Source organism: Nocardioides gansuensis, assembly GCF_003076135.1.
GTDB classification, from domain to species: Bacteria; Actinomycetota; Actinomycetes; order Propionibacteriales; family Nocardioidaceae; genus Nocardioides; species Nocardioides gansuensis.
Map to the genome: position 1 here is coordinate 96,609 of NZ_QDGZ01000005.1, position 22,244 is coordinate 118,852.

General features: G+C 72.7%; 20 protein-coding genes. 13 read left to right on the forward strand and 7 right to left on the reverse strand.

Features of this window, described 5'->3' with window-relative positions; genetic code table 11:
* Window positions 1-47 precede the first annotated feature (47 nt).
* A complete protein-coding gene (locus DDE18_RS12275) occupies window positions 48-1,277 on the forward strand; it encodes a M15 family metallopeptidase (protein ID WP_116572571.1) in 1,230 nt (409 codons plus the stop codon).
* Window positions 1,278-1,281: 4 nt separating this feature from the next.
* On the opposite strand, the gene DDE18_RS12280 is transcribed toward DDE18_RS12275, so the two are convergent.
* Window positions 1,282-2,598 carry an MFS transporter gene (locus tag DDE18_RS12280; protein WP_116572572.1) on the reverse strand — a complete coding sequence of 439 codons (1,317 nt, stop codon included), beginning with the start codon at window positions 2,596-2,598 and terminating at the stop codon, window positions 1,282-1,284.
* Window positions 2,599-2,781: 183 nt separating this feature from the next.
* Between DDE18_RS12280 and DDE18_RS12285 the strand changes: the two genes are divergently transcribed.
* The 4 genes from DDE18_RS12285 to DDE18_RS12300 are packed head-to-tail and all read left to right on the forward strand — an operon-like array spanning window position 2,782 to window position 9,299.
* Complete coding sequence (locus tag DDE18_RS12285) at window positions 2,782-4,719, forward strand: M13 family metallopeptidase (protein ID WP_116572573.1); 1,938 nt, start codon at window positions 2,782-2,784, stop codon at window positions 4,717-4,719.
* A gap of 9 nt (window positions 4,720-4,728) precedes the next feature.
* Window positions 4,729-5,469 carry a 2-phosphosulfolactate phosphatase gene (locus DDE18_RS12290; RefSeq protein WP_116572574.1) on the forward strand — a complete coding sequence of 247 codons (741 nt, stop codon included), beginning with the start codon at window positions 4,729-4,731 and terminating at the stop codon, window positions 5,467-5,469.
* A gap of 9 nt (window positions 5,470-5,478) precedes the next feature.
* Entirely contained in the window at window positions 5,479-7,143 is a 1,665-nt protein-coding gene (locus DDE18_RS12295) for an NAD(P)/FAD-dependent oxidoreductase (RefSeq protein WP_116572575.1), read from the forward strand.
* Window positions 7,144-7,187: 44 nt separating this feature from the next.
* Entirely contained in the window at window positions 7,188-9,299 is a 2,112-nt protein-coding gene (locus DDE18_RS12300) for a RecQ family ATP-dependent DNA helicase (RefSeq protein WP_170313279.1), read from the forward strand.
* Between the two features lie 7 nt (window positions 9,300-9,306).
* Here the strand turns inward: DDE18_RS12300 and DDE18_RS12305 are convergent, their stop codons facing one another.
* On the reverse strand, window positions 9,307-9,717 hold the full coding sequence (locus DDE18_RS12305; protein ID WP_116572577.1) for a hypothetical protein: 411 nt from the start codon (window positions 9,715-9,717) through the stop codon (window positions 9,307-9,309).
* Between the two features lie 53 nt (window positions 9,718-9,770).
* Here DDE18_RS12305 and DDE18_RS12310 point away from each other — a divergent pair, with 53 nt between their 5' ends.
* Genes DDE18_RS12310 through DDE18_RS12320 form a run of 3 tightly spaced genes read left to right on the forward strand, consistent with a single transcriptional unit; the run spans window position 9,771 to window position 11,129 of the window.
* Window positions 9,771-10,106, forward strand: coding sequence for a hypothetical protein (locus tag DDE18_RS12310; protein ID WP_116572578.1), 336 nt, complete (start codon window positions 9,771-9,773; stop codon window positions 10,104-10,106).
* A 1-nt stretch (window position 10,107) separates the two neighbouring features.
* Complete coding sequence (locus DDE18_RS12315; protein WP_116572579.1) at window positions 10,108-10,824, forward strand: WXG100 family type VII secretion target; 717 nt, start codon at window positions 10,108-10,110, stop codon at window positions 10,822-10,824.
* The gene (locus DDE18_RS12320; RefSeq protein WP_116572580.1) at window positions 10,824-11,129 is read left to right on the forward strand and encodes a hypothetical protein; all 306 of its coding nucleotides are present in this window, start codon (window positions 10,824-10,826) and stop codon (window positions 11,127-11,129) included. The genes DDE18_RS12315 and DDE18_RS12320 overlap by 1 nt, the downstream gene beginning before the upstream one ends.
* A gap of 108 nt (window positions 11,130-11,237) precedes the next feature.
* On the opposite strand, the gene DDE18_RS12325 is transcribed toward DDE18_RS12320, so the two are convergent.
* Both DDE18_RS12325 and DDE18_RS12330 read right to left on the reverse strand, forming a co-directional pair.
* Window positions 11,238-12,824, reverse strand: coding sequence for a DHA2 family efflux MFS transporter permease subunit (locus DDE18_RS12325; RefSeq protein WP_116572857.1), 1,587 nt, complete (start codon window positions 12,822-12,824; stop codon window positions 11,238-11,240).
* 99 nt (window positions 12,825-12,923) lie between these two features.
* On the reverse strand, window positions 12,924-13,412 hold the full coding sequence (locus tag DDE18_RS12330) for a glutathione peroxidase (protein WP_116572581.1): 489 nt from the start codon (window positions 13,410-13,412) through the stop codon (window positions 12,924-12,926).
* Window positions 13,413-13,494: 82 nt separating this feature from the next.
* Between DDE18_RS12330 and DDE18_RS12335 the strand changes: the two genes are divergently transcribed.
* Window positions 13,495-16,236, forward strand: coding sequence for a DEAD/DEAH box helicase (locus tag DDE18_RS12335; RefSeq protein ID WP_116572582.1), 2,742 nt, complete (start codon window positions 13,495-13,497; stop codon window positions 16,234-16,236).
* The gene (locus tag DDE18_RS12340) at window positions 16,233-16,910 is read left to right on the forward strand and encodes an SWIM zinc finger family protein (protein ID WP_116572583.1); all 678 of its coding nucleotides are present in this window, start codon (window positions 16,233-16,235) and stop codon (window positions 16,908-16,910) included. Before DDE18_RS12335 ends, DDE18_RS12340 begins: the two co-directional genes overlap by 4 nt.
* On the opposite strand, the gene DDE18_RS12345 is transcribed toward DDE18_RS12340, so the two are convergent.
* Entirely contained in the window at window positions 16,907-17,419 is a 513-nt protein-coding gene (locus DDE18_RS12345) for a ferritin (protein ID WP_116572584.1), read from the reverse strand. The two genes, DDE18_RS12340 and DDE18_RS12345, sit on opposite strands and share 4 nt — an antisense overlap.
* A gap of 58 nt (window positions 17,420-17,477) precedes the next feature.
* Window positions 17,478-18,002, reverse strand: coding sequence for a hypothetical protein (locus tag DDE18_RS22970; protein ID WP_116572585.1), 525 nt, complete (start codon window positions 18,000-18,002; stop codon window positions 17,478-17,480).
* 109 nt (window positions 18,003-18,111) lie between these two features.
* On the opposite strand from DDE18_RS22970, the gene DDE18_RS12355 reads away from it, so the two are divergent.
* The 3 genes from DDE18_RS12355 to DDE18_RS12365 are packed head-to-tail and all read left to right on the forward strand — an operon-like array spanning window position 18,112 to window position 21,583.
* Entirely contained in the window at window positions 18,112-19,200 is a 1,089-nt protein-coding gene (locus DDE18_RS12355) for a hypothetical protein (RefSeq protein WP_116572586.1), read from the forward strand.
* Window positions 19,197-20,384: a hypothetical protein gene (locus DDE18_RS12360; protein ID WP_116572587.1), complete on the forward strand. Its 1,188-nt coding sequence runs from the start codon at window positions 19,197-19,199 to the stop codon at window positions 20,382-20,384. The genes DDE18_RS12355 and DDE18_RS12360 overlap by 4 nt, the downstream gene beginning before the upstream one ends.
* Window positions 20,381-21,583, forward strand: a complete 1,203-nt coding sequence (locus DDE18_RS12365; RefSeq protein WP_116572588.1) for a hypothetical protein — start codon at window positions 20,381-20,383, stop codon at window positions 21,581-21,583. Before DDE18_RS12360 ends, DDE18_RS12365 begins: the two co-directional genes overlap by 4 nt.
* Here DDE18_RS12365 and DDE18_RS12370 read toward each other — a convergent pair.
* A complete protein-coding gene (locus DDE18_RS12370; protein ID WP_116572589.1) occupies window positions 21,544-22,224 on the reverse strand; it encodes an EcsC family protein in 681 nt (226 codons plus the stop codon). The genes DDE18_RS12365 and DDE18_RS12370 overlap by 40 nt on opposite strands.
* Between the last annotated feature and the right edge of the window lie 20 nt (window positions 22,225-22,244).

A 22,244-nucleotide genomic window follows, 5' to 3' on the forward strand; every position in this document is an offset into this window, starting at 1 on the left:
GATCCGCTCCGGGTTCGCCGCCTACCCTTGCCGACGGGGAGGTGTCGATGTCCGGAGTACGACGCGCGCGCAGGGCGGCGGTCGCCGCGCTCGCGCTGCTGGCCACCGCGTCGTGCGGGGGCGGCGAGCAGCCGAAGGCCGGCGACGACGAGCCCTCGCCGGCCGCGTCCTCGGGCACGCTCACGAAGTCCCCGGCGCCGTCGGAGTCCTCCAGCACGGAGGTGCCCGTCGCCGACCCCGAGCACGCCGTCGAGCCGCCCGGGCCCCGCAAGGAGCGGCTCTGGAGCGCCGACCTGCTGGTCTACAGCCAGGAGCCGCTCGAGGACGGAATGGTCGAGGCCATCCGCAGCATCACGGGCGTCCAGCGCACCGAGAGCCTGTCCCTGGCCGCCGCCAGCATCGAGAACCGCGTGATCACCGTCGGCGCCGTGGACCCGGCCACCTACCGCCTCTTCGCTCCCCAGGCCTCCGCCGACCTCCTCGAGGCCTGGCAGCGGGTGGCCGGCGGCGAGCTGGCCATCGACCTGGAGGTCGGCAAGAAGCTCGTCGACGAGCAGGGCTTCCTCAAGCTCGGCAACGACAAGGACGCGCCCGAGGTGCACATCGGCGCCTTCGCCCCGCAGGTCCCGCGCATCGATGCGGTCATCAACGAGAAGTGGGGCCAGGACCTCGGCATGCCGCAGGGCAACGCCCTGCTCATCAGCACCGACTTCATCTCCCCGCAGAGCGTCACCAGGCCGATCCAGAAGATCGTCGGCAACGCCGCCTCCGTCCAGATCCTCGGCCCGGACCTCGACGTCGGCGCCGTCCAGACCGCCGTACTCACCGGAGGCTCGGTCGCCGACGCCGTCGGCACCTTCCGCTACACCGTCCTCGGCGGTGGCCGGATCGCGCCCGAGAGCTCCTGGGTCGAGGCGAACATCCGCACCGAGCAGGTGCCGATCATCGGCAGCATGACCTGCCACAAGGTGATGTTCCCGCAGCTCCGGGCCGCCCTCCTGGAGATCCAGCAGCGGGGGCTCGCCGACAAGATCCACCCGGGGGAGTACGCCGGCTGCTACTACCCGCGCTACATCGCCAACACCCAGCGGCTGTCGCTGCACTCGTTCGGCATCGCCTTCGACATCAACGTGCCCGGCAACCAGCGCGGCACCGTGGGCGAGATCGACCGCGACGTGGTGGCGATCTTCAAGCGCTGGGGCTTCGGCTGGGGTGGCGACTGGTCGTGGACCGACCCGATGCACTTCGAGATGAACCAGCTCGTCGACCCTCAGTAGAGCGTCAGTCGCGCAGCGGGTGGGCGATCTCGTCGGCCGGCAGCCGGGCCCACAGGATCGCCACGATCGCGGCGACGCCCGGCACGATGCCGGCGATGAGGAAGGTGGCGCGGAGCCCGATCGCCTCCGACACCGGGCCGGCGAGCGCCATCGAGACCGGCATCAGCGAGACCGAGACGAAGAAGTCGAGGCTCGCCACCCGACCGAGCAGCTCGGGCGGCACCCGCCGCTGGAGGAGCGTGCCCCAGATGACCATCGGCGCCGAGAACATCGCGCCCATCACGAAGGCCGCGGCGATGACCGTCCACACCGACCCGGCGTAGCCGATCACCACGAACGGCAGCGAGCCGAGCCCCCAGCCGAGGTTCATCAGCGTGAGGTAGCGGCGCGGCATCCGCACCGACGCCACCGCCAGCGAGCCGAGCGCTCCACCGATGCCGAACGCGGCCAGCACGTAGGAGTGGTCGTCCGGCCCGCCGCCGAGCCGGTCCTTGATGAGGAAGGGGATGAGCACCTCGAGCGGGCCCATCATCGCCAGGATCATCAGCGAGGCGAACAGCAGCGTCGCGAGCAGCCACGGCGTGGCCACCATGTAGACGAAGCCCTCGCGCATGTCACGGAACGCCGAGCGGACCGGGTGGGCCGCGTGCTCCGGGTCGAGGGTGCGGCGGATCGGCGTCTGCGGCACCTTGAGCAGCGCCAGCACGCCGAGCGCGGACGCGACCGCAGCGACGGAGAACGCCGTGCCCGGGCTCCACACGCCGACCACGGCACCGGCGACCGCCGGCCCGATGGCCTGCCCGATCGTCGGGCGGACCATCCCCTCGAAGCCGTTGACGGCCTGCAGGTCGCTCTCGGGGATCAGCGCGGGCAGCCACGCGGAGTAGGCCGGGTAGTAGAACGCCATGCCCATGCCGGTCACGAAGCTGACCGACGCGAGCAGCCAGACCGCGTCGAGGTCCGTCGACGACGCGAACGCGATCAGCCCCATGCCGAGCGTCTCGACGACGGCCACGACGAGGAGGATCAGCTTCTGCGGGATGCGGTCCGCGACGACACCGGCGAGCAGCGCGGGCACCAGCACGCCGACGGCGCTCGCGGTCGAGACCACCGACAGCTGGGCCGGGCCGCCGCCCATCCGGATGACCTCCCAGACCAGGCCGACGATCCACACTCCGCTCGCGAACGAGCTCAGCGAGAGGGCCACCGCGAGCCAGCGGTAGGCGGGTGTGCGGAACGGCGTCAGCGCCCGGGGGAGGGACCGGCCCGCGTGCTGGTCGCCGACCGTGTCGTGGACCTGGTCGGTGAGCGGGTCGGTCATGGATCCAGCATGCCCCTGACCACCGACACCGGCACCTGAGTTTTGGTTGAGCTCGCTGCGCTCGCATCTCGACCACCGATCGCGTCCGGGTCCGCTGAGCCCGCACCATGAGGCGCGGCGTACTCCCGGGCGACTGTCCATTTCCGTGTGGCGCGCTGGGGCGTGCGGGTTAGGGTCGACCGCGTGACGATCCTCGACGCAGCCCGCGACGGCATGAACCCCGACATCCGGCCCCAGGACGACCTCTTCGGCCACGTCAACGGACGCTGGCTCGACGAGACCGAGATCCCCAGCGACCGCTCCGCGTGGGGCCCGTTCGTCCAGCTCTCCGATGCTGCCGAGCAGCAGGTCAGGGAGATCATCGAGGCCTGTGGCGACGGCACCATCGAGGGGGAGGACGCCCGCAAGATCGGCGACCTGTTCACCTCCTTCATGGACACCGAGTCGATCGACCGCAAGGGCCTGCGGCCGATCCATCCGCTGCTCAGCGCGGTCGACGGGCTGCGCGACGTGCGCGACTTCGCGGCGTTCCTCGGCGAGTTCGAGCGCATCGGCGGCGCCGGCCTGTTCGGGTCCTACATCGACACCGACGACAGGGACTCCGACCGCTACCTCTTCAACATCACCCAGGGCGGCCTGGGCCTGCCGGACGAGTCCTACTACCGCGAGGACAAGTTCGCCGAGATCCGGGAGAAGTACGTCGACTACCTGACCCGCCTGCTCACCCTCGGCGAGCACCCCGACCCCGCCGGCGCGGCCGCGACGATCCTCGACCTCGACACCCGGCTGGCCCAGGGCCACTGGGAGCGCGCCGAGACCCGCGACGTGCAGAAGACCTACAACCTCACCACGGCCGACGAGCTGAAGAAGCTCGCACCGGACTTCGACTGGGACGCCTACGTCCGCAACCTCGGCGGCTCCGCGGCGACGATCGCCGAGTCCTGCGTGCGCCAGCCGTCCTACCTCTCCCACATCTCGGGCGTGCTCGCCGAGGTGCCGATCGAGTCGTGGAAGGCCTGGCTCTGGTCGCGCGTCCTGCGCAGCGCCGCGCCGTACCTCACCGACGACTTCGTCGAGACCAACTTCGACTTCTACGGCCGCACCCTCAACGGCACCCCCGAGCTGCGGGAGCGTTGGAAGCGCGGTGTCGCGCTGGTCGAGGGGGCGATCGGCGAGGCCGTCGGCAAGATCTACGTCGAGCGCCACTTCCCGCCGGAGGCGAAGGCGCAGATGGACGACCTGGTCGACAACCTGCTGAAGGCCTACCGGGTCTCCATCGAGGCGCTCGACTGGATGGGCGAGGAGACCAAGCAGCGGGCCTACGAGAAGCTCGAGACCTTCCGCCCGAAGATCGGCTACCCCGAGAAGTTCCGCGACTACTCCAAGCTCGAGGTGCGGGCCGACGACCTCCTCGGCAACGTGGCTGCCTCGGCGCAGTTCGAGACCGACCGCGAGCTCGCCAAGATCGGGTCGCCGGTCGACCGCGACGAGTGGTTCATGCTCCCGCAGACGGTCAACGCCTACTACAACCCCGGCACCAACGAGATCTGCTTCCCCGCCGGCATCCTGCAGCCGCCGTTCTTCAGCCCCGATGCCGACCCGGCCGAGAACTACGGCGGCATCGGCGCCGTCATCGGCCACGAGATCGGCCACGGCTTCGACGACCAGGGCGCGCAGTACGACGGCCTCGGCAACCTCAACGACTGGTGGACCGCCGAGGACAAGGCCGCGTTCGAGGTGAAGTCGAAGGCGCTCATCGAGCAGTACGACGGCTTCGAGCCGCGCACCCTGCCCGGCGAGCGGGTCAACGGTGCCCTCACGGTCGGCGAGAACATCGGCGACCTCGGCGGCCTCACCATCGCGCACAAGGCGTTCGTGATCAGCCAGGGCGGCGAGGTGACGCCCGAGCAGCGGCGTGCGCTGTTCCTCAACTGGGCGCACTGCTGGCGCACCAAGCGGCGCAAGGAGCAGGAGCTGCAGCTCCTGACGATCGACCCGCACAGCCCGGCGGAGTTCCGCGCCAACATCGTGCGCAACCTCGACGAGTTCCACGAGGTCTTCGGGACCGCTCCCGGTGACGGCCTCTGGCTGGAGCCGGAGGACCGCGTCCGCATCTGGTAGGCACCGTCCGTGCAGCAGCCCGGCCACGACCAGTCGTCGTACGGCGTCCGCTTCGACTGGGGGCCTACCGGCGCATCGGCGGTGACCGCGGACGTCGCCGTGGTCGTCGACGTGCTGTCCTTCACCACGACCCTGACGGTCGCGGTGGAGAAGGGCATCGAGGTCTTCCCCTTCCGCTGGCGTGACGGGCGGGCGGCCGAGCACGCGCTGCGGCACCGCGCGACCCTCGCGGTGGGCCGCTTCGAGGCGCTGGCCCGCTCGGACGCGCGCCACGTCTCGCTCTCGCCCGCGACCCTGGCGAAGGCCGAGGACGTCGAGCGGCTTGTGCTGCCCAGCCCCAACGGCTCCACGATCGCGTTCCAGCTCGCCGAGGCTGGCGCGACCGTCGTCGGCGCGTGCCTGCGCAACGCCTCGGCAGTGGGCCGGTACGTCGCCGGGCTGGGCGGGTCCGTCGTCGTGATCGCGGCCGGTGAGCGCTGGGATGACGACACCCTGCGGCCGTGCGCCGAGGACCTGTGGGGCGCCGGTGCGGTTCTCGCCGCTCTGGAGCCCGCCTCCCGGCTCAGTCCCGAGGCTCGTCTCGCGGTGGCCGCCTATCGGGACGCCGACCTGCCCGACGACCTCCACGCCTGCGCCTCCGGGCGCGAGCTGATCGACGCCGGCTTCGTCGACGACGTGACCGTGGCCGCCGAGCTGGACAGCTCCGACGTGGTGCCGGTGCTGCGCGGGGAGTCCTTCACCGCCGCGTAGCCTCGGACCGTGACGAGCGCCCCTGGACTGCCGACGATCGTGATCTGCGCCCCCGAGCACGCGGACGTGCTCGGCAGCGAGTTCGGCCGCTACGCCCGCGACTACGACCTGCAGGTCACCTCCACCGCCGAGGAGACCACGCAGGCCCTCCAGCGGCTCCGGGCGGCCGGCACCCAGGTGCCCCTGGTCGTCACCGAGTCGAGGCTCCCCGACCAGCACGTGCTGCGGGCGATGTCGCAGTGGCGGTCCGTCGTCCCCACGATGCGGCGGATCGTGGCCGCGCACTGGGACCTCTTTCTCGCCGACGCCGACGAGCTCAGGCCGGGCCTGAGCAAGGGCACGTACGACGCCTACCTGCTGATGCCCCGCGGGGTGCGCGACGAGGAGTTCCACTCGGCCGTCACCGAGCTGCTCTCCGACTGGGGTGCCACCGTGCCCGCCCCCGAGGTGGCCACGATGCGGATCGTCGCGCCGCAGCCGACCGCCCTGACCGCCGCGATCGGGGACTTCCTCGACCGGATGGGGATGCCCCACCACCTGCTGGCCCCCGACTCCGAGGAGGGCCGGGCGCTGGTCGCCGAAGCCGGTGACACCGGCTTCCCCGTGGTCTCCGCCCTGGGTCGCGGCACGTTCGTGCCCACGGCGGTGCGCGACGTCGCCGTCCGGATCTACGGACGCCCGGCGGACATCGACGTCGGCAGCGTCGTCGACCTCGCCGTCGTCGGCGCCGGCCCGGCCGGCCTCGCGACCGCGGTCTACGGCGCCTCCGAGGGCCTCACGACGGTCGTCGTCGAAGCGGAGGCCGTCGGCGGCCAGGCGGGCCAGAGCTCGATGATCCGCAACTACCTCGGCTTCCCGCGCGGCATCTCCGGGATGCGGCTGGCCCAGCGCGCGCGCAACCAGGCGATCCGGTTCGGCACCCGCTTCTTCACCGGCTGGCCGGTCACCGAGCTGGTCCCTGGAAGCGACGGGCAGCCACACCGGCTGCTCACCGAGGGTGGCGAGGTGCGCGCCCGGACCGTCGTGCTCGCCTCCGGGGTGGCCTACCGCCGCCTCGGGGTGCCCGCGCTCGAGGACCTCGTCGGCATGGGCGTGCACTACGGCACGGTCGTCAGCGTGGCCCGCGAGACCGAGGGCAGCGACGTCGTCGTGGTCGGCGGCGGCAACTCCGCGGGCCAGGCGGCGCTGCACCTGGCGCGCTACGCCCGCTCGGTGACGATCGTGGCCCGCCGGCCGCTCGCCCAGACGATGTCCAGCTACCTGATCGGCGAGATCCGCTACAACGACGTCGTCCGGGTGTGCGAGGGCGGATCGGTCGTCGACGGCGGCGGTGACGACCGGCTGGAGTGGCTGGTCGTCCGTGACGCGGCCGGCGTCGAGACCCGGCACCCGGCCGCCGGGCTGTTCCTGCTGCTCGGCGCCGACCCGCAGTGCGACTGGCTCCCCGAGACGATCTGTCGCGACGACAACGGCTTCCTGCTCACCGGCCGCGACATCCCGAAGCACCTGTGGCGCGACGGCCTGCCGCCGGCCAACCTCGAGACCGCAGTCCCGGGCGTCTACGCCGTGGGCGACGTCCGCGCCGGCTCGATGAAGCGGGTGGCCGCCGCCTCGGGCGAGGGCGCCTCGGTCGTGCCCCTCGTGCACGCACACCTGGCCACGCTCGGCGACTGATCCACACGGCGCGGCTGTCGGGGCCGTGGGGTAGACAGGGGCCCATGACCACAGCCGTGAGTGACGACGTACGCCGCGACGCCAGGGCGTCGGCCGAGCGACACCTGCGCGAGCTGGTCGGCAGGGATGACGCCGCGCTCCGGGAGGACCAGTGGCGGGCGATCGAGGCGCTGGCCGTCGACCGGCGGCGGTCGCTGGTCGTGCAGCGCACCGGGTGGGGCAAGTCGGCGGTCTACTTCGTGGCGACGCTGCTGCTGCGGGAGGCCGGCGCCGGGCCGACCGTCATCGTGAGCCCGCTGCTGGCGCTGATGCGCAACCAGATCGCCGCGGCCGAGCGGGCCGGCATCCGGGCGGTCACGATCAACTCCACCAACATCGAGCAGTGGCAGCCGATCAACGACGCGATCAACGCCGGCGGGGTCGACGTGCTGCTGGTGAGCCCCGAGCGGCTCAACAACCCAGGCTTCCGCGACGAGGTGCTGCCCCGGCTGGCCGCCACCTGCGGCCTGCTCGTGGTCGACGAGGCGCACTGCATCTCCGACTGGGGCCACGACTTCCGCCCCGACTACCGCCGCATCCGCACCCTGCTCGACGACCTCCCGGGCGGGATCCCGGTCCTCGCGACCACGGCCACGGCCAACGCCCGCGTGACGGCCGACGTCGCGGAGCAGCTGGGCGAGGACGTGCTGGTGCTCCGCGGCTCGCTCGACCGCGAGTCGCTGCGCCTCGGCGTCGTGCGGCTCAAGACCCCCGAGCAGCGGCTGGCGTGGCTCGCCGACCACCTGGCCGAGCAGCCGGGCTCCGGCATCGTCTACTGCCTGACGGTCGCCGCGACCCAGGAGGTGGCGGCGTTCCTGCGCGAGCGCGGGCACGCCGTGGCGGCCTACTCCGGCCAGACCGAGACGACCGAGCGGCAGGCGCTCGAGCAGGACCTCGTCGAGGGCCGGGTCAAGGCGCTGGTGGCGACGAGCGCGCTCGGGATGGGCTTCGACGCCAGCCTGGGGTTCGTGGTCAACCTCGGGGCGCCGAGCTCACCGGTGGCCTACTACCAGCAGGTCGGCCGCGCCGGCCGCGGCACCGACGAGGCCTCGGTGGTGCTGCTGCCGCAGATCGAGGACCGCGACATCTGGGCCTACTTCGCGTCCCTGGCCTTCCCGCGGGAGGAGCTCGTGCGCCAGACCCTCGACGTGCTCGCCGGCGCCGGCCGGCCGATGAGCACCGCGGCCCTCGAGCCGCACGTCGAGCTGACCCGCACCCGCCTCGAGACGATGCTCAAGGTGCTCGACGTCGACGGCGCGGTCCGGCGCGTCCAGGGCGGCTGGGCGGCCACCGGCCAGGAGTGGGCCTACGACGCGGAGCGTTACGCCCGCGTCGCCCAGGCCCGGGCCCGGGAGCAGGCCGCGATGCTGGCCTACCTCGACACCACCGAGTGCCGGATGCGCTACCTGCGCGAGCAGCTCGACGACCCCGAGGCGCAGGACTGCGGGCGCTGCGACAACTGCGGCGGGCTGGCGCTGCCGACCGAGGTGTCGGCGGAGTCCGTCGCGCAGGCGGGCGAGCGGCTCGCGCGGCCGGGTGTCGTGGTGGAGCCCCGGAAGATGTGGCCGACCGCGCTGGCCAGCCGGGGCATCGACCTCAAGGGCAAGATCGCCGAGGGACCCGAGGAGGGACGGGCGGTCGCCCGGCTCACCGACCTGGGCCACGGGCAGGCGCTGCGCGAGCTGTTCCGGGCCGGCGAGGTCGTCGACGGCCCCGTGCCACCCGGTCTCGCGAGGGCCGTGCTCGAGGTGATGAAGGACTGGTCGGCCTCCTGGCCGGCGCGTCCGGTCGCGATCGTGTACGTCGAGTCCACCCGGCGGCCGACGCTGGTGCGCGACCTCGCCGAGGGCATCAGCCGGGTCATGCAGATCCCGGTCGTCGGGCGCTGGGCCATCGTCGACCCCGACGTCGCTCCCGACCAGGGCGCGATGAACTCCGCCCAGCGGGTCGTGGCAGTCCGCCGCCGGTTCGACCTCGACGCCCAGGTGCCCGCCGGACCCGTCCTCCTGGTCGACGACCTGGTCGTCACCGGCTGGACGATGACCATGGCCGCGCGAGCGCTCCGCGGCGCCGGCGCGGCCGCCGTACTGCCCCTCGCCCTCGGCCTCCAGGGCTGAGCCGGCGTCAGTCGCCTCGTGCCTTGCGGGCCAGCCGCATGCTGTCCTTGGCCAGCGCGGCGCACGCGAGGAGCGGCACCAGGCCGAAGGCGATCCACGGCAGCTCGCCCCGGGCCACGCCGGCGGCGGTCACGGCGATGCCGAGGAGCGCGAGCCCCCGGAACGCCCAGGCCACCACGCCCGCGGTGCTCGGCGTGTCGCCGAGTCGCAGGGGGAGGAGCGCGATGGCGCCCAGGCCCAGCGTCACGAGTCCTGCCGCGAGCGGCAGGAACACGCCGAGGACGTCCGTGTCGGCTTCGAGGCGGACGAGGAAGAACAGGGACAGGGCGAGCAGCGCCACCCCGATCCCGGCCCCGACCAGTCCACCTCGGGCGACCTTGCCTCGGTCGACCTGCGTATCCTCCGGTGGGTTTCCCATGATGGCTCCGAGGGTAGAGGAGCCCCGAAAGAATCATGGAAAGGGGTGAACACGTGGGCTTCAGAGCGCGCCCCTCGCGGATCAAGCAGTTCGCGCGGGAGTTCATCATGCTCGAGTCGGCCTGCCAGACCGCTGAGTCCTACGCCGCGCACACCAAGCCCCAGGCGTCCGGGGGCTCGGCGTTCGTGCGGCTGCTCAACTCGACCACGGAGGTACGGCCGTCGGTGGAGGAGTTCTTCCGACACCTGGGCAAGCTCAGCGACATGTCGGCGGACGAGCTGATCGCAACGGCCCGACACTACGAGATGACCGACGCCGAGCAGGCGGCGAAGGCGGACCAGCACTATCAGCAGGTCGCCAGCACGCCCCTGCCGAAGACGGGAGGCTGACGTGGAGAGCCCGGCCGGAGTGCTGACCCCGCCCAAGGCGGATCCGCTGATCCCCGCGGCACTCGACACCTACCTGCACATCGGCGACCTGATCTCACTCGGGCACTGGGCGATGGTCGCGATCGACAAGATGGGCGGCCCCAACATCCCCGAGGAGGTCGGCGAGTGGTTCGCCGGCGACTGGAGCGAGGTGGCCCGCTCCGCGGACGCGCTTCGCAAGCTGGGCGAGTTCTGCGACCAGACCGCCGAGGGCATCGCGGCCGACCTGGGGGTGCTCCGCGCCACCTGGGACGGGAAGGCGGCCACCGCCGCGTCGACCTACTTCACGGACCTGGCGGAGGAGCTGAAGACCCAGAAGGACAACTTCGACGACATCGCGAGTCAGTTCGACAGCACGGCCTTCGGGGTCAAGGAGATGGCCAACGCCGTGGGCAGTCTGGTCGAGAGCCTCGCCGACTACGCCATCGCCGCCGGCATCTCGCTGGCCGCTGCGGCGGCGAGCTCATGGACCGTCGTGGGCGGCATCGTCGGGGCGAGCGGCGCCGCCTACTCGATCTACAAGGGCGCCACGGTCATCAAGGAGCTCCTCGACATCCGCGCCAAGGTGTGGGTCGCCTGCGAGGCGCTGATGGGGCTGATCGCCGGCTCGCTCTCGTCCATCCAGGGATTCAGCACGGTGCAGCTGCCTGGCGCCTACAACAACTCGCAGGTGCGCTGATGACCGAGGAACGGGACGAGGTGCCCCTCCTGCCGAGCCTTGCGACGGACCGACGGCTCGACGCCCAGCTGCGTGACTCGCTCCGAATCCTCCGCGACCAGGCCGAGGACGCGGAGCTGCGTGAGCGAATCGCCGACGTTCTCGCCGGGCGCACCTCGCTCCGCGCGCTGGCCCGCTCGCCGGAGTTCGAGGCGTTCGTGACCCCGCTGGCGAGGCGAGGCTGGCAGGCCTGGGAGCAGATGGCCGAGGACGAGCGAGAGCAGCTCACCGAGGACGCGAGGACACATCTCGACCCCTGGGGCTGAGGGCCTGAACGGCTGAGGACCCGGGCTCAGCCGCGCGGGCGGTGGGAAAGCAACCGCGGCCCCGCGAGCGGGTGCTCGCTGGGGCCGCGGTGCGGTGTCGGACCGGTCTCAGTGACCCATCATCGCCGTCTGGTCGACGGGCAACTCCTGCTTGGTGCGCGGGAGGAACGCCGCCGGGATGAGGCAGCAGCCGACGAGGACCGTCGCGACGATGAAGACGGTCGCGAAGGCGCCCGCCAGCTCGCTGGGAGCACCGGCCAGGACGGACTGGAGCTGGTCGGGCGAGAGGCCGAACCGCTGGAGGATCGCGCCGATCTTCGACTCGTCCCCACCGGCCGCCTGGACGGAGCCGGCCAGCTGGAGCGCCTCGGAGTCCTTGATCTCGTTGGTCAGGATCACCGAGAAGAGTGCCGTGCCGGCCGAGGCCGCCACCTGCTGCTGGATGTTGAGCAGCGTGGAGCCGCGGGCGATGTTGTGGGCCGTGAGCGTGGCGAGGGCCGCGCTCATGATCGGCATCATCGTGCTGCCCATGCCCAGGCCCATCACGAACAGGGCCGCGAGGAGGTAGGCGTAGGAGGTGTCGGCGTCGACCTGGGTGAACATCGCCATCCCGACGGTGATCACGGTGATGCCGACGAGCACGATCTTGCCGGGGCCGATCTTGTCGGCGAGCACGCCGGCGACCGGCATCGTCAGCATCGCGCCGAGGCCCTGCGGGGCCAGCAGCAGGCCGGCGCCCAGGGCGTCCTCGGCGCGGACCTGGATGAAGTAGAGCGGGAAGAGCAGCGAGGCGCCGAAGAACGCGATCGCGAAGAGCGACATCGCCAGCAGCGCGACCGTCATGTCGCGGTTCTTCAGCAGGCGCAGCTCGACGAGCGGGTGCTTGTTGCGGCGGGCGAGCGCCCACGGCACGAACGCCACGATGAGCAGCAGCCCGATGAGCGCGGGCAGCCAGACCTCACGGGCGCCGATGCCGCCGTGCTCGGGGATCGAGGAGACGCCGTAGAGGAACGCGGCGAGACCGGGCGACAGGAGCAGCATGCCCAGCCAGTCGAAGGACTCAGACGGCTCCACGTCGTCCTGCGGCAGCACGACCGCGGCGTACACGAGGGCGGCGATGCCGATCGGCAGGTTGATCAGGAAGATCCAGTGCCACGAGGCGGAGTCGATCAGCCAGCCCCCGAGGATCGGGCCGAAGATCGGGCCGAGCAGCATCGGGATGCCGAGCACGGCCATCACGCGGCCGACCCGGTCGGGGCCGGCGGCGTGGGTCAGGATCGTCATGCCGAGCGGCATCAGCATGCCGCCGCCGAGGCCCTGCAGCACGCGGTAGAGCACGAGCTGCTCGAGGCCGCCCGCGGTCGCGCACAGCACGGAGCCGGCGGTGAAGAGGAGTACGGCAAGCAGGTAGAGCCGCTTGGTCCCGAACCGGTCGGCGGCCCAGCCGGTCAGCGGGATGACGCTGGCCAGCGCCAGCGTGTAGCCGGTCATGGTCCAGGCGACCTGGGCGGCGGTGGCGTCGAACTCGCGCTGGAAGGTCTCGAGCGCGACCGAGACGACGGTGATGTCGAGGATGGACATGATGGCGCCCAGGACGACCACGCCGGCGATGATCAGGGTGCCCTTGTCGAGCTTGTCTGCGTCCGCGGCCGACGGGGTGCTGTCGGGCGCGGGCTGCTGGAGGTCTGTGGTCACCCGGCGAGGGTATTGGTTGTCGTCGACAACCACCCAATCATTTACGCGGTGCCCTCGGTCACGCCCGTGCCCCGCCCGCGACAAGGCGGCGTACGGCGGTCAGCCGAGGAGGCTCCTGACCTGCTCGACCAGCCGGGCGTCGTCGGGCTCGATGCCGGGGTTGAACCGCGCGACGACCCGGCCGTCCTCGTCGATGAGGAACTTCTCGAAGTTCCACTGGACGTCGCCGGTCTCGCCCTTCTCGTTGGGCGTGGCGACCAGCTCGCGGTAGATCTCGTGCCGGTCCTCGCCGTTGACGTCGACCTTCTCGCTCATCGGGAAGGTGACCCCGTAGGTGGCGGAGCAGAACTCGGCGATCTCCTCCGAGGTGCCCGGCTCCTGGCCGCCGAACTGGTTGCACGGGATGCCGACGACGGTGAAGCCCTGCGCGGCGTGGTCCTCGTGCAGCTGCTCGAGCTTGCCGTACTGCGGGGTGAGGCCGCACCTGCTCGCCACGTTGACCAGCAGCGCCGGCTGGCCGCCGGTGAGGTCGCGGAGCGTGCCGGGGGTGCCGTCGAGGCGGGCGATCTTGGCGTCGAGGATGCTCATGGCGACCGAGGTTAGCGCGGGGGAACTCCGTGTCGGTGCGGGGCGTTAGCGTCTCGTCTGTCCCTCGATCGGAAGGCACTGCGTGAGCTTCGTCCCCGTCACCGGACCGGCGACCTTCCGGGCCGGCGAGCTGCCCCGTGACGGGACGGTCGAGTTCACCGACGAGCGGCGCACCGTCAGCCTGCCCCTGCGCGGCGCCCTCCCGGTGCTCACCAGGGCCCACCAGCGCGACGACGTGCACCCCAGCGTCGCCCTGCTCGGTGGCGCCGCCCTGCTCGGCATGCGGCTGGTGGCAGCGGGCCGTTTCGAGCCCGACCCGACCGGCACCGGCTGGCGCGGCGCCCTGCGTCCGGAGGACGAGGACCGGGTGGTGCGGCTCGCCCGTGCCCGCGCCGTGGACGGCTTCGACGAGGCCACGGCCGAGGGGGTCGTGCGGGCCGTCATCGATGCCGTCGCCGACACGATGCCGCGCACTGCCCCGGTGGCGTCCCGGCGTACGACGTCGCGGCCGGCCGCCGGATCGCGCTGGTCGAGCGGAGTCGAGACCCCGGCCTGGACCGCCCCCGGCGACGACTTCGCCCAGCGGCTGCAGGAGCGGGTGGCCCGGGCGCGGGCCCGGCTGCGCGACGACCGGCCCCAGCTGGTGACCATCTCCCTGCGCGTCGAGGCAGACGAGGAGGAGCTGGTCGGTGGGTGCGTGCGGCTGGTGCTGCAGGTGCACGCCGCCGACAACGCCGCCCACGTCTGCGACGCCGCGGTGCTGTGGACCGAGTCCGGCGAGAGCCACGGGTTCGGCGACCGGGCGCGCACCCACGCCTCCATCGCGCTGCGGGCGGCGGCCGACGCGTGGCCGGTGCTCGACCGGCTCCTCGAGCTGCGCGTGCCCGACCAGATCACCCTCGACTCCGACGAGCTGCTCTCGCTGCTCGACCACGGCGTGACCGCGCTCGACCAGGCCGGCGTGCAGGTGCTCTGGCCGCGCTACCTCGACCGCGACATGACCTCCCGTGTCGAGCTCACCGCGGGCGGCAGCCGCGAGGAGCCGCTGGTCGAGGGGCTGTTCGGTCCCGACTCGATGCTCGCCTTCTCCTGGCAGCTCGCCCTCCACGGCGACCCCCTCACCGAGGCGGAGATGGACGAGCTGGCCCGCGCGACCGCGCCCGTCATCAAGCTGCGCGACAATTGGACGGTCGTCGACTCCGCCGTCCTCAAGCGCGCCCGCAAGCGGCTGATCCGGAGGGTCCCGCCGGCGACCGCGCTGGCCGCGACCCTCACCGAGGTCGTCCAGGTCGACGACGTCGAGCACGAGGCTGTCGTCGGGGCGTCCCTGCTGAAGGTGCGCGAGCTGATCCGCACCGCCGCGAGCCGGACGCCCATCGAGGTGCCGGCCGGGCTGGCCGCCACGCTCCGCGACTACCAGCGCCACGGACTCACCTGGCTGGCCCAGCTCACCGAGCTCGGGCTCGGCGCCTGCCTGGCCGACGACATGGGACTGGGCAAGACGATCACGCTGATAGCGCTGCACCTGCACCGGCAGGAGGCGGTCGGGCGGGGCCCCACGCTCGTCGTGTGTCCTGCCTCGCTGCTCGGCAACTGGGAGGCGGAGATCGAGAGGTTCGCGCCCGGCGTTCCGGTGCGCAGGTTCCACGGCGCGGGGCGCGACCTCGACGGCGTGGACGGCGGCTTCGTGCTCACCACTTACGGCACGATGCGCAACGACGCCGCGGTGCTGGCCGAGGTGCCGTGGGACCTGGTCGTCGCCGACGAGGCGCAGCACGTCAAGAACGCCCAGTCGTCGACGGCGAAGGCGCTGCGCACCATCCCGAGCGCGGCCCGGGTCGCGCTGACCGGCACCCCGGTGGAGAACAACCTCACCGAGCTCTGGGCGATCCTCGACTGGGCGATCCCGGGGCTGCTCGGCAGCCGCAACGCCTTCCGCAAGGTCTGGGCCGGACCGATCGAGTCGGGGCTGGAGCCGACCAAGGCGCGGCAGTTCGCCGACCTCGTGGAGCCGTTCCTCCTCCGCCGGCGCAAGTCCGACCCCGGCATCGCGCCGGAGCTGCCGGCGAAGACCGAGACCGACCACCTGCTCGGGCTCACGCGCGAGCAGACGGTCCTCTACGAGACCTACGTCCGCGACTGCCTGCGCCGCATCCAGGAGGCCGACGAAGACTCGCGCCGCGGTCTCGTGCTCAAGCTCCTCACCGGGCTCAAGCAGATCTGCAACCACCCGGCGCAGTTCCTCAAGCAGGCCGACCCGCGGCCGGGCGGACGCTCAGAGAAGCTCGACCTCCTCGACGAGCTGCTCGGCACGGTGCTCGCCGAGGACGGCGCCGCGCTGGTCTTCACGCAGTACGTCGCGATGGGGCGCCTGCTCGAGCGCCACCTCTCCCGGGCCGGTGTGCCCCACCAGTTCCTGCACGGCGGCACTCCCGTCCGTGAGCGGGAGGCGATGGTGGCGCGCTTCCAGGCTGCCGAGGGTGATGAGCACAGTCCGCCCGTCTTCCTGCTCTCGCTCAAGGCCGGCGGCACCGGGCTCAACCTCACCCGGGCCGACCACGTGATCCACGTCGACCGCTGGTGGAACCCCGCCGTCGAGGAGCAGGCCACCGACCGCGCCTACCGGATCGGCCAGACCCGGCCCGTGCAGGTGCACCGGTTCGTCACCCAGGGCACGATCGAGGAGCGCATCGCCGAGCTCCTCACCCGCAAGCGGGCCCTCGCCGACGCCGTACTCACCAAGGGCGAGACCGCGCTCACCGAGCTCTCCGACGACGAGCTGCGCGACCTCGTGGAGCTGCGCCACCCGGGCGGGCGTCCGTGACCGCGGTGACCCATCCCCGGCTGGCGCCGCAGCGGGGCAGCGTGGCCGGCACGTGGTGGAGCCGCGCGTTCGTGCGCGCGGTCGAGGAGGCGGCCTTCTCGGTCGAGGATCTGAGGTTGGGCCGGTCGCTGGCCCGCGCCGGGGCGGTCGGTTCGATCACCGTCGACTCCGGCTCCGTCGTGGCGGCGGTCGACGACCGCGACGACACCTTCACGGTCACGGTGTCGGTGCCGGTGCTCGACGAGCGGGGCCGCGCGGCGCTGGCCGAGGTCGTCGCCTCCGAGGCCGGCCGGGTCGCCGCCCTGATGTCCGGCGACCTGCCCCACTCGCTCGTGGAGGCGGCCGAGGAGAGCGGCGTCGAGCTCCTCCCGTACGGCGCGGAGCTGGGCGCCGCGTGCGGCTGCGACGCCTGGCTGGACCCGTGTCCGCACGCCCTCGCGGTGCTCACCCAGGTCGGCTGGCTGGTGAAGGCCGACCCCTTCGTGCTGCTGCTCCTGCGCGGGCTCGGCCGCGACGACCTGCTCGCGCGGGTGCACGCGCTGACGTCGTCGGCCGGCGGGTCGACCGCGGACGACGACCCGGCCTACGCCGTGGCCGAGGAGGCCGCCGCCCGCGCTCAGCGGCTGCTCGCGGCGATCGACGAGCCGGGCGAGGACCTGGGCCGCTGGCTCTAGCGCGCCTCGGTGGTGGTCGCCGGGCGTGCGCCGAGCTCCTCGTCGAGGCGGAGCAGGCCCGGGCCGTCGTCCTTGATCATCTCCAGGCGGCCGAGGATCTCGCGCACGGTGGCCTCCTCCTCGACCTGCTCCTCGATGAACCAGTTGAGGAGCGGGCGGGAGTCGAGGTCGCCCTCGGCCTCGGCGGCGCGGTAGAGGTTGCGGATCGACTCCGAGACCCGCTGCTCGTGGTAGCTGGCGGCCTCGAAGGCGTCGAGGACGGAGTTGACCTCCACCGAGCCCGGGCTGATGGAGCCGATCCGTGGGTGGTTGTCGCGAGCCGCGAGGTGGTCGATCCACTTGTTGGCGTGGACGATCTCCTCGTCCGCCTGGTGGCGCAGCCACGAGGCCATGCCGGACAGGTCGCGCAGCTCGAGCTCGATGGCAAGCTGCCGGTAGACCAGTGACGCCTCGAACTCCAGGGTGATCTGGTCGTTGAACGCCTTCTCCAGGGACTCGCTGAGCTTCATGGGCGCCAGCGTATCGGGGCGCCCGGACACGCCTCCGGGCGCCTTCACCGCCGGCGGGTCAGCCCTTGTCGGGATCGGCCGCCTTGCGGAGGATCTCCGACTCGGACTTCACCGCCTTCGTCAGCGACGGGTCCACGAGCGGCTCGGTGTCGGGCTGCTGCAGGTCGGTCTGGCCGGTGTCGGGGTTGTAGCCCGGCCCCGCGCCGGTCGTCCCGACGGGTGTCTCGACGTCGGGACCGCCGTCCAGCTCCTCGCGCCAGTCGTCGAACCGGTCGTCCCCCGGCCCGCCGTGCTCGGCGGTGCGCGACGGAGCCTTGGGCTCGGTCGCCGTCTGCGGCTGCGGCTGGACCGGGGTGGTCTTCGGGACCTCGGTGAGGCGCTCGCCGGGGCGCGGTGGCACCCAGGAGCCCTCGGCCGTGTCCTGCGTGGAGGAGTCGCGGTGGGCGCGGAGCAGCACGCCTTCCGCGGCGCCCTTCGCCAGGCCGGTCACGAACGCCGCCGACTCGATGGGATGCCGGACCGCATGCACGGTCCCCTCGACCACGGCCTGGGCGGCCCTCGTGGCGGTGCCGACGGTTGACATGTCTGGTCGTCTCCTCTCGTGGGGTGTCTTCCCCCTTCGAGTACCCGCCAGGGAGCCGGCCCATCCTCGGCGGCGCCGCCACGGGGCGCGGGTCCTAGACTCAGCGACCATGAGCCGCGTCGTACACCTCCACATCGGCGCCCCCAAGACCGGCACCACCTACCTGCAGGACCGGCTGATGCTCAACCAGGCGTCGCTGGCCGAGCACGGGGTGACGATCCCGACCAAGAACCGCTTCGTCGACGCGGACCTCTTCCACTTCCGGGCGGCGCTCGACCTGCTCGAGCAGGACTGGGGCGGCGCTCCCGGGCACGCCAGGGGCTCGTGGGACACGATGGTCAAGCGCGTACGCCGCGCCAAGGGACCGGTGATCATCAGCCACGAGATCCTCGCGCCGGCCAAGCCGGACAAGGTCGCGAAGGCGATGAACGACCTCGAGGGCTGCGAGGTGCACGTCGTCTACTCCGCCCGTGACCTCGGCCGCCAGCTGCCGGCCGCGTGGCAGGAGAGCATCAAGCAGGGCCGCAAGTGGTCCTTCGAGCGGTTCCTCAACAAGGTGGAGCGCGGCCAGACCTGGTTCCGCGCCGCTATGGACCTGCCGTCGGTGCTGTCGACGTGGGGCGCCAAGCTGCCGCCGGAGCGGGTGCACGTCGTGACCGTGCCGCACGACCGCGGTCCGAGCGGCGACGAGCTGTGGCTGCGGTTCTGCCGCGCCTTCGGCCTCGACCCCGCGTGGGCACCGCTCGACTCCGAGCGCACCAACCGCTCGCTCGGCATCGCCGAGACCCAGCTGATCCGCCGCCTCAACCGCCGCCTCGAGCTGCCGATGTGGCGCGACGTCACCTACGACTCCCTGATCCGCGAGCTGCTCGCCCAGCAGGTGCTCGTGAGCCGCGACTCGATCCCGGTGCGGCTGCCGCCCGACCGGTTCGAGTACGCCGAGGCGCAGGGCCAGCTGTGGATCGACTGGATCAAGGGCAGCGGCGTCGACGTGATCGGCGACCCCGAGGACCTGCGCCCACGCCTGCCCGCCGAGGGCACCAAGTGGCGCGACCCCGACAAGGTCGGGCCGAAGCTGCAGCTGGGCGCCGCCCTGGACGCGCTCACCGTGATGACCCGCGAGGCGGCCGAGCGGACGGAGGCCGAGTCGAGCGTCCGGCGCCTCCGCGACCAGGCGCGTCGCCTGCGCGAGCGGTGAGCGACTCGCGGGCCTGGGGGTGGGTCGCCCACCTCCGTGACGGCGGCTCGACCCCGTGGGCCGAGTGGCTCACGGCGGGCGACCGACCCTGGTCGGTCGAGCGACCCCGGTCGGTCGAGCGACCCCGGTCGGTCGAGCGAAGTCGAGACCACGAGCCGACCGCCCGCGTGCTCCCGGGGGCCCAGCAGCTCGAGCTGCTCCGCCGGGTCAACGCGGGAAGTCGTGGTCGACTCGCGGACGGCCTCGCCGACCGCATCCTCTCCGCCGCGGCGCCGGGTCGGGGCAAGCCCGACCTGGCGCTGGCCGGCGCCGGCCCCGAGCCGGCCTGGGGCCCGCGCCCGGTCGACCCGGCCGAGCTGCCCGCGCACGAGCTGACCCGGGTCGCCACCAGCGTGCTCGCCGACGACGTGGTCGGCCTGGGCGTCCCCGAGGTGACCTCGCCGCGCGCCCGGCTCTGGCGGCGCCGCTACCGCCTCCTCGGCGACCCGCTCGTCGCGGCCGAGCTGCGTGCCGACCTGATCGCCCGCGGCCGTCCGCCGGGCGGGAGGCGACCGACCGTCCTGGTCCTCGCCGGGCCCTACGACCGGCTGCTCGCCGACACCTGGAGCCGGCGCTGCTTCGAGCGCAGCTCGACCGGATGGCCGGAGTGGCTGCGGTTCTGGCGCGAGCGCGACGCGCTGCCGACCCGCGTCGACCTGGTCCGGGCGGCCCAGCCGTGGGCCGCGCGGCACGCGGAGGTGTGCGTGGTGACCGACCCGGCGCGGCTGCCGCGACTGCTCGGCGTACGGTCACTGCCGCAGGTGGACACCCCGGGTGCCGACGTGGCCGAGCTCGGCCGCCGGATCGCCACCGTCCTCGGGCTGCTGGTGCCGAAGGAGGACCGCGCGGCCCTGATGTCGCAGACGCTGTGGCCCCGGATCCCGCGCACGACGACCCCGCCCGTCGTCGTACCTCCCGAGCACCGCGACTGGCTCGCGGCGCAGGCGGAGCGGCAGGTCCGGCTGCTGAGGCGGGCTGGCTACGCTGTCGCCGGCGACCTCTCCGACCTGGCTCCTGGGCCGGCGCAGCGGGAGGCAGGGGAGGCGGCCGGTGACCTGGACGCTGCCGTCCTCGAGCTGGCGGTGCGGATGCTGGCCGACCCGTCCTGGAAGCACACGGTGTGGATGCGGAAGGAGGAGCGATGAGCGGACGCGTGCTGCTGCACGTCGGCACTCCCAAGACCGGCACGTCCTACCTCCAGGACGTCCTCTTCCGCAACCGGGCGCAGCTGGAGCCGCAGGGCATCCGTTATGCCGCCGACCGGTTCGACGCCCACTTCCTCGCCGCGCTCGACCTGATGCGGCTGACGTGGGGCGGGCTCGAGACCCAGGCCGTCGGCGCGTGGGACCGGCTCGCGGCGTCGGTGCGCGAGTGGGACGGCACGTCGATCATCAGCCACGAGATCCTCTCGACGGCGAGCCCGACCCAGGTCGCCCGCGCGCTGGAGTCCTTCGGCGGCGCCGAGGTGCACCTGGTGCTGTCGGTGCGCGACCTGGTGCGGCAGATCCCCGCCGAGTGGCAGGAGAACGTCAAGCACCGCAGCCTCGTCTCCTACGCCCGCTTCCTCGAGATCATCGCCGACCCCGGCCGGGACACCCGGATCGGCTCGTGGTTCTGGGGCGCGCAGGAGATCCCGGACATCCTCGACCGCTGGGGCTCCTCGCTGCCGCCCTCCCACGTGCACGTGGTGACGGTGCCGCCGCCGGGTGCGCCGCGCGACGAGCTGTGGCGGCGCTTCAGCCGCACCTTCGGGCTCGACGGCCTCGACCTCGACCTGACCCCGGAGCGCGCCAACCCCTCCCTCGGCGTGCCCGAGACCGCGCTGCTGCGGCTGGTCAACAAGCGGGTCGTGCCGATCGTCGACCCGCCCGACTACCGCCCGCTGGTGCGCGAGCTGCTCGCCCACCAGACCCTCTCCCGCCGCACCGACTCCGCCCGCCTCGGGCTCCCGCCGGAGAAGCACGCCTGGGCGCAGGACCTCTCCCGCGCGTGGGGGGAGGAGATCACCAGGCGTGGGTACGACGTCGTCGGCGACGTCGCCGACCTGGTGGGCCCGCCCCCGGGCGACTTCGTCGACCCCGACACGGCGCCCGCCGACGAGCTGCTCCCCGCGGCTCTCGACGCGATCAGCGCGCTGCTGGTCGAGGGCTCCCGGCTGCGCGCGGTCGAGGCAGAGCTGCACCGCGAGCTCGACGAGGCCCGGGCCGCGCTCGAGCGGTCCTACCTGCGCCCGTCGTACCGGCTGCGCGAGAAGGCCGTGCACTCGCTGGAGACCAGCGCTCCCGGACGGGGTGCGCTGGGGGTCTACCGGCGGCTGCGGGGCAGGAGCTCGCGGTCGGCGTAGCGGCCGACCTTCCACGTCGCGAAGCCGTCGGCGCCGGCGCCGACCAGCCCGCCCACGACCGGCACCCGGCGCCCGACCGTCGTCGCGAGCCGCTTGCCGGCCACCCGCGCGATCAGGTCACTGGCGACCTCCGCGGAGATCTTGGCGTCGAGCAGCGGGTCGTGGCTCGGTGCGGTGGCGATCGCCATCGGGGGCGCGGGGAGCTTTTTGCGCTTCACCATCTCCTCGACCGACTCCTCGCCGAGGAGCGTGACCAGGACGGCGTTGCGCACCCGCGGGTCGGCGAGGTCGTGGCCGCGGAGGTGGGCGATCGCCGCGATCATCCGGCACTGCACGACCGCCAGCCCGGCGAGGTTGGCCGGGATCGCGACGGTGGCGGTGACCAGGCCACCGATGTTGGTGAGGAAGCCCTGGGCCCCGGCCAGCCGCACGTGGGTCTCGATGACGTCGTGGATGGCCAGGTCGACGTCGCCGCCGTGGGCCTTGAGCTGGCGCTCGGCCGCCGCCCGGGCGCCCGGCAGCGGGCCCGCACCGTCGATGGCGCGGGTCAGCGCCTCGCGCACGAACCCGGTCGTCAGGCCCGGCGCCATCTCGGTGATCTTGGGAGCCAGCCGCTTGCCCACGGAGCCCTTGATGCCCATGCGGCGATCTTATGGCGGGG

Coding starts and splice junctions, on each gene's coding strand:
- DDE18_RS12275 (WP_116572571.1), top strand. CDS start 48: ATGTCCGGAGTACGACGCGCGCGCAGGGCGGCGGTCGCCGCGCTCGCG.
- DDE18_RS12345 (WP_116572584.1), bottom strand. CDS start 17,419: ATGAAGCTCAGCGAGTCCCTGGAGAAGGCGTTCAACGACCAGATCACC.
- DDE18_RS12305 (WP_116572577.1), bottom strand. CDS start 9,717: ATGGGAAACCCACCGGAGGATACGCAGGTCGACCGAGGCAAGGTCGCC.
- DDE18_RS12280 (WP_116572572.1), bottom strand. CDS start 2,598: ATGACCGACCCGCTCACCGACCAGGTCCACGACACGGTCGGCGACCAG.
- DDE18_RS12320 (WP_116572580.1), top strand. CDS start 10,824: ATGACCGAGGAACGGGACGAGGTGCCCCTCCTGCCGAGCCTTGCGACG.
- DDE18_RS12365 (WP_116572588.1), top strand. CDS start 20,381: ATGAGCGGACGCGTGCTGCTGCACGTCGGCACTCCCAAGACCGGCACG.
- DDE18_RS12370 (WP_116572589.1), bottom strand. CDS start 22,224: ATGGGCATCAAGGGCTCCGTGGGCAAGCGGCTGGCTCCCAAGATCACC.
- DDE18_RS12300 (WP_170313279.1), top strand. CDS start 7,188: ATGACCACAGCCGTGAGTGACGACGTACGCCGCGACGCCAGGGCGTCG.
- DDE18_RS22970 (WP_116572585.1), bottom strand. CDS start 18,002: ATGTCAACCGTCGGCACCGCCACGAGGGCCGCCCAGGCCGTGGTCGAG.
- DDE18_RS12355 (WP_116572586.1), top strand. CDS start 18,112: ATGAGCCGCGTCGTACACCTCCACATCGGCGCCCCCAAGACCGGCACC.
- DDE18_RS12330 (WP_116572581.1), bottom strand. CDS start 13,412: ATGAGCATCCTCGACGCCAAGATCGCCCGCCTCGACGGCACCCCCGGC.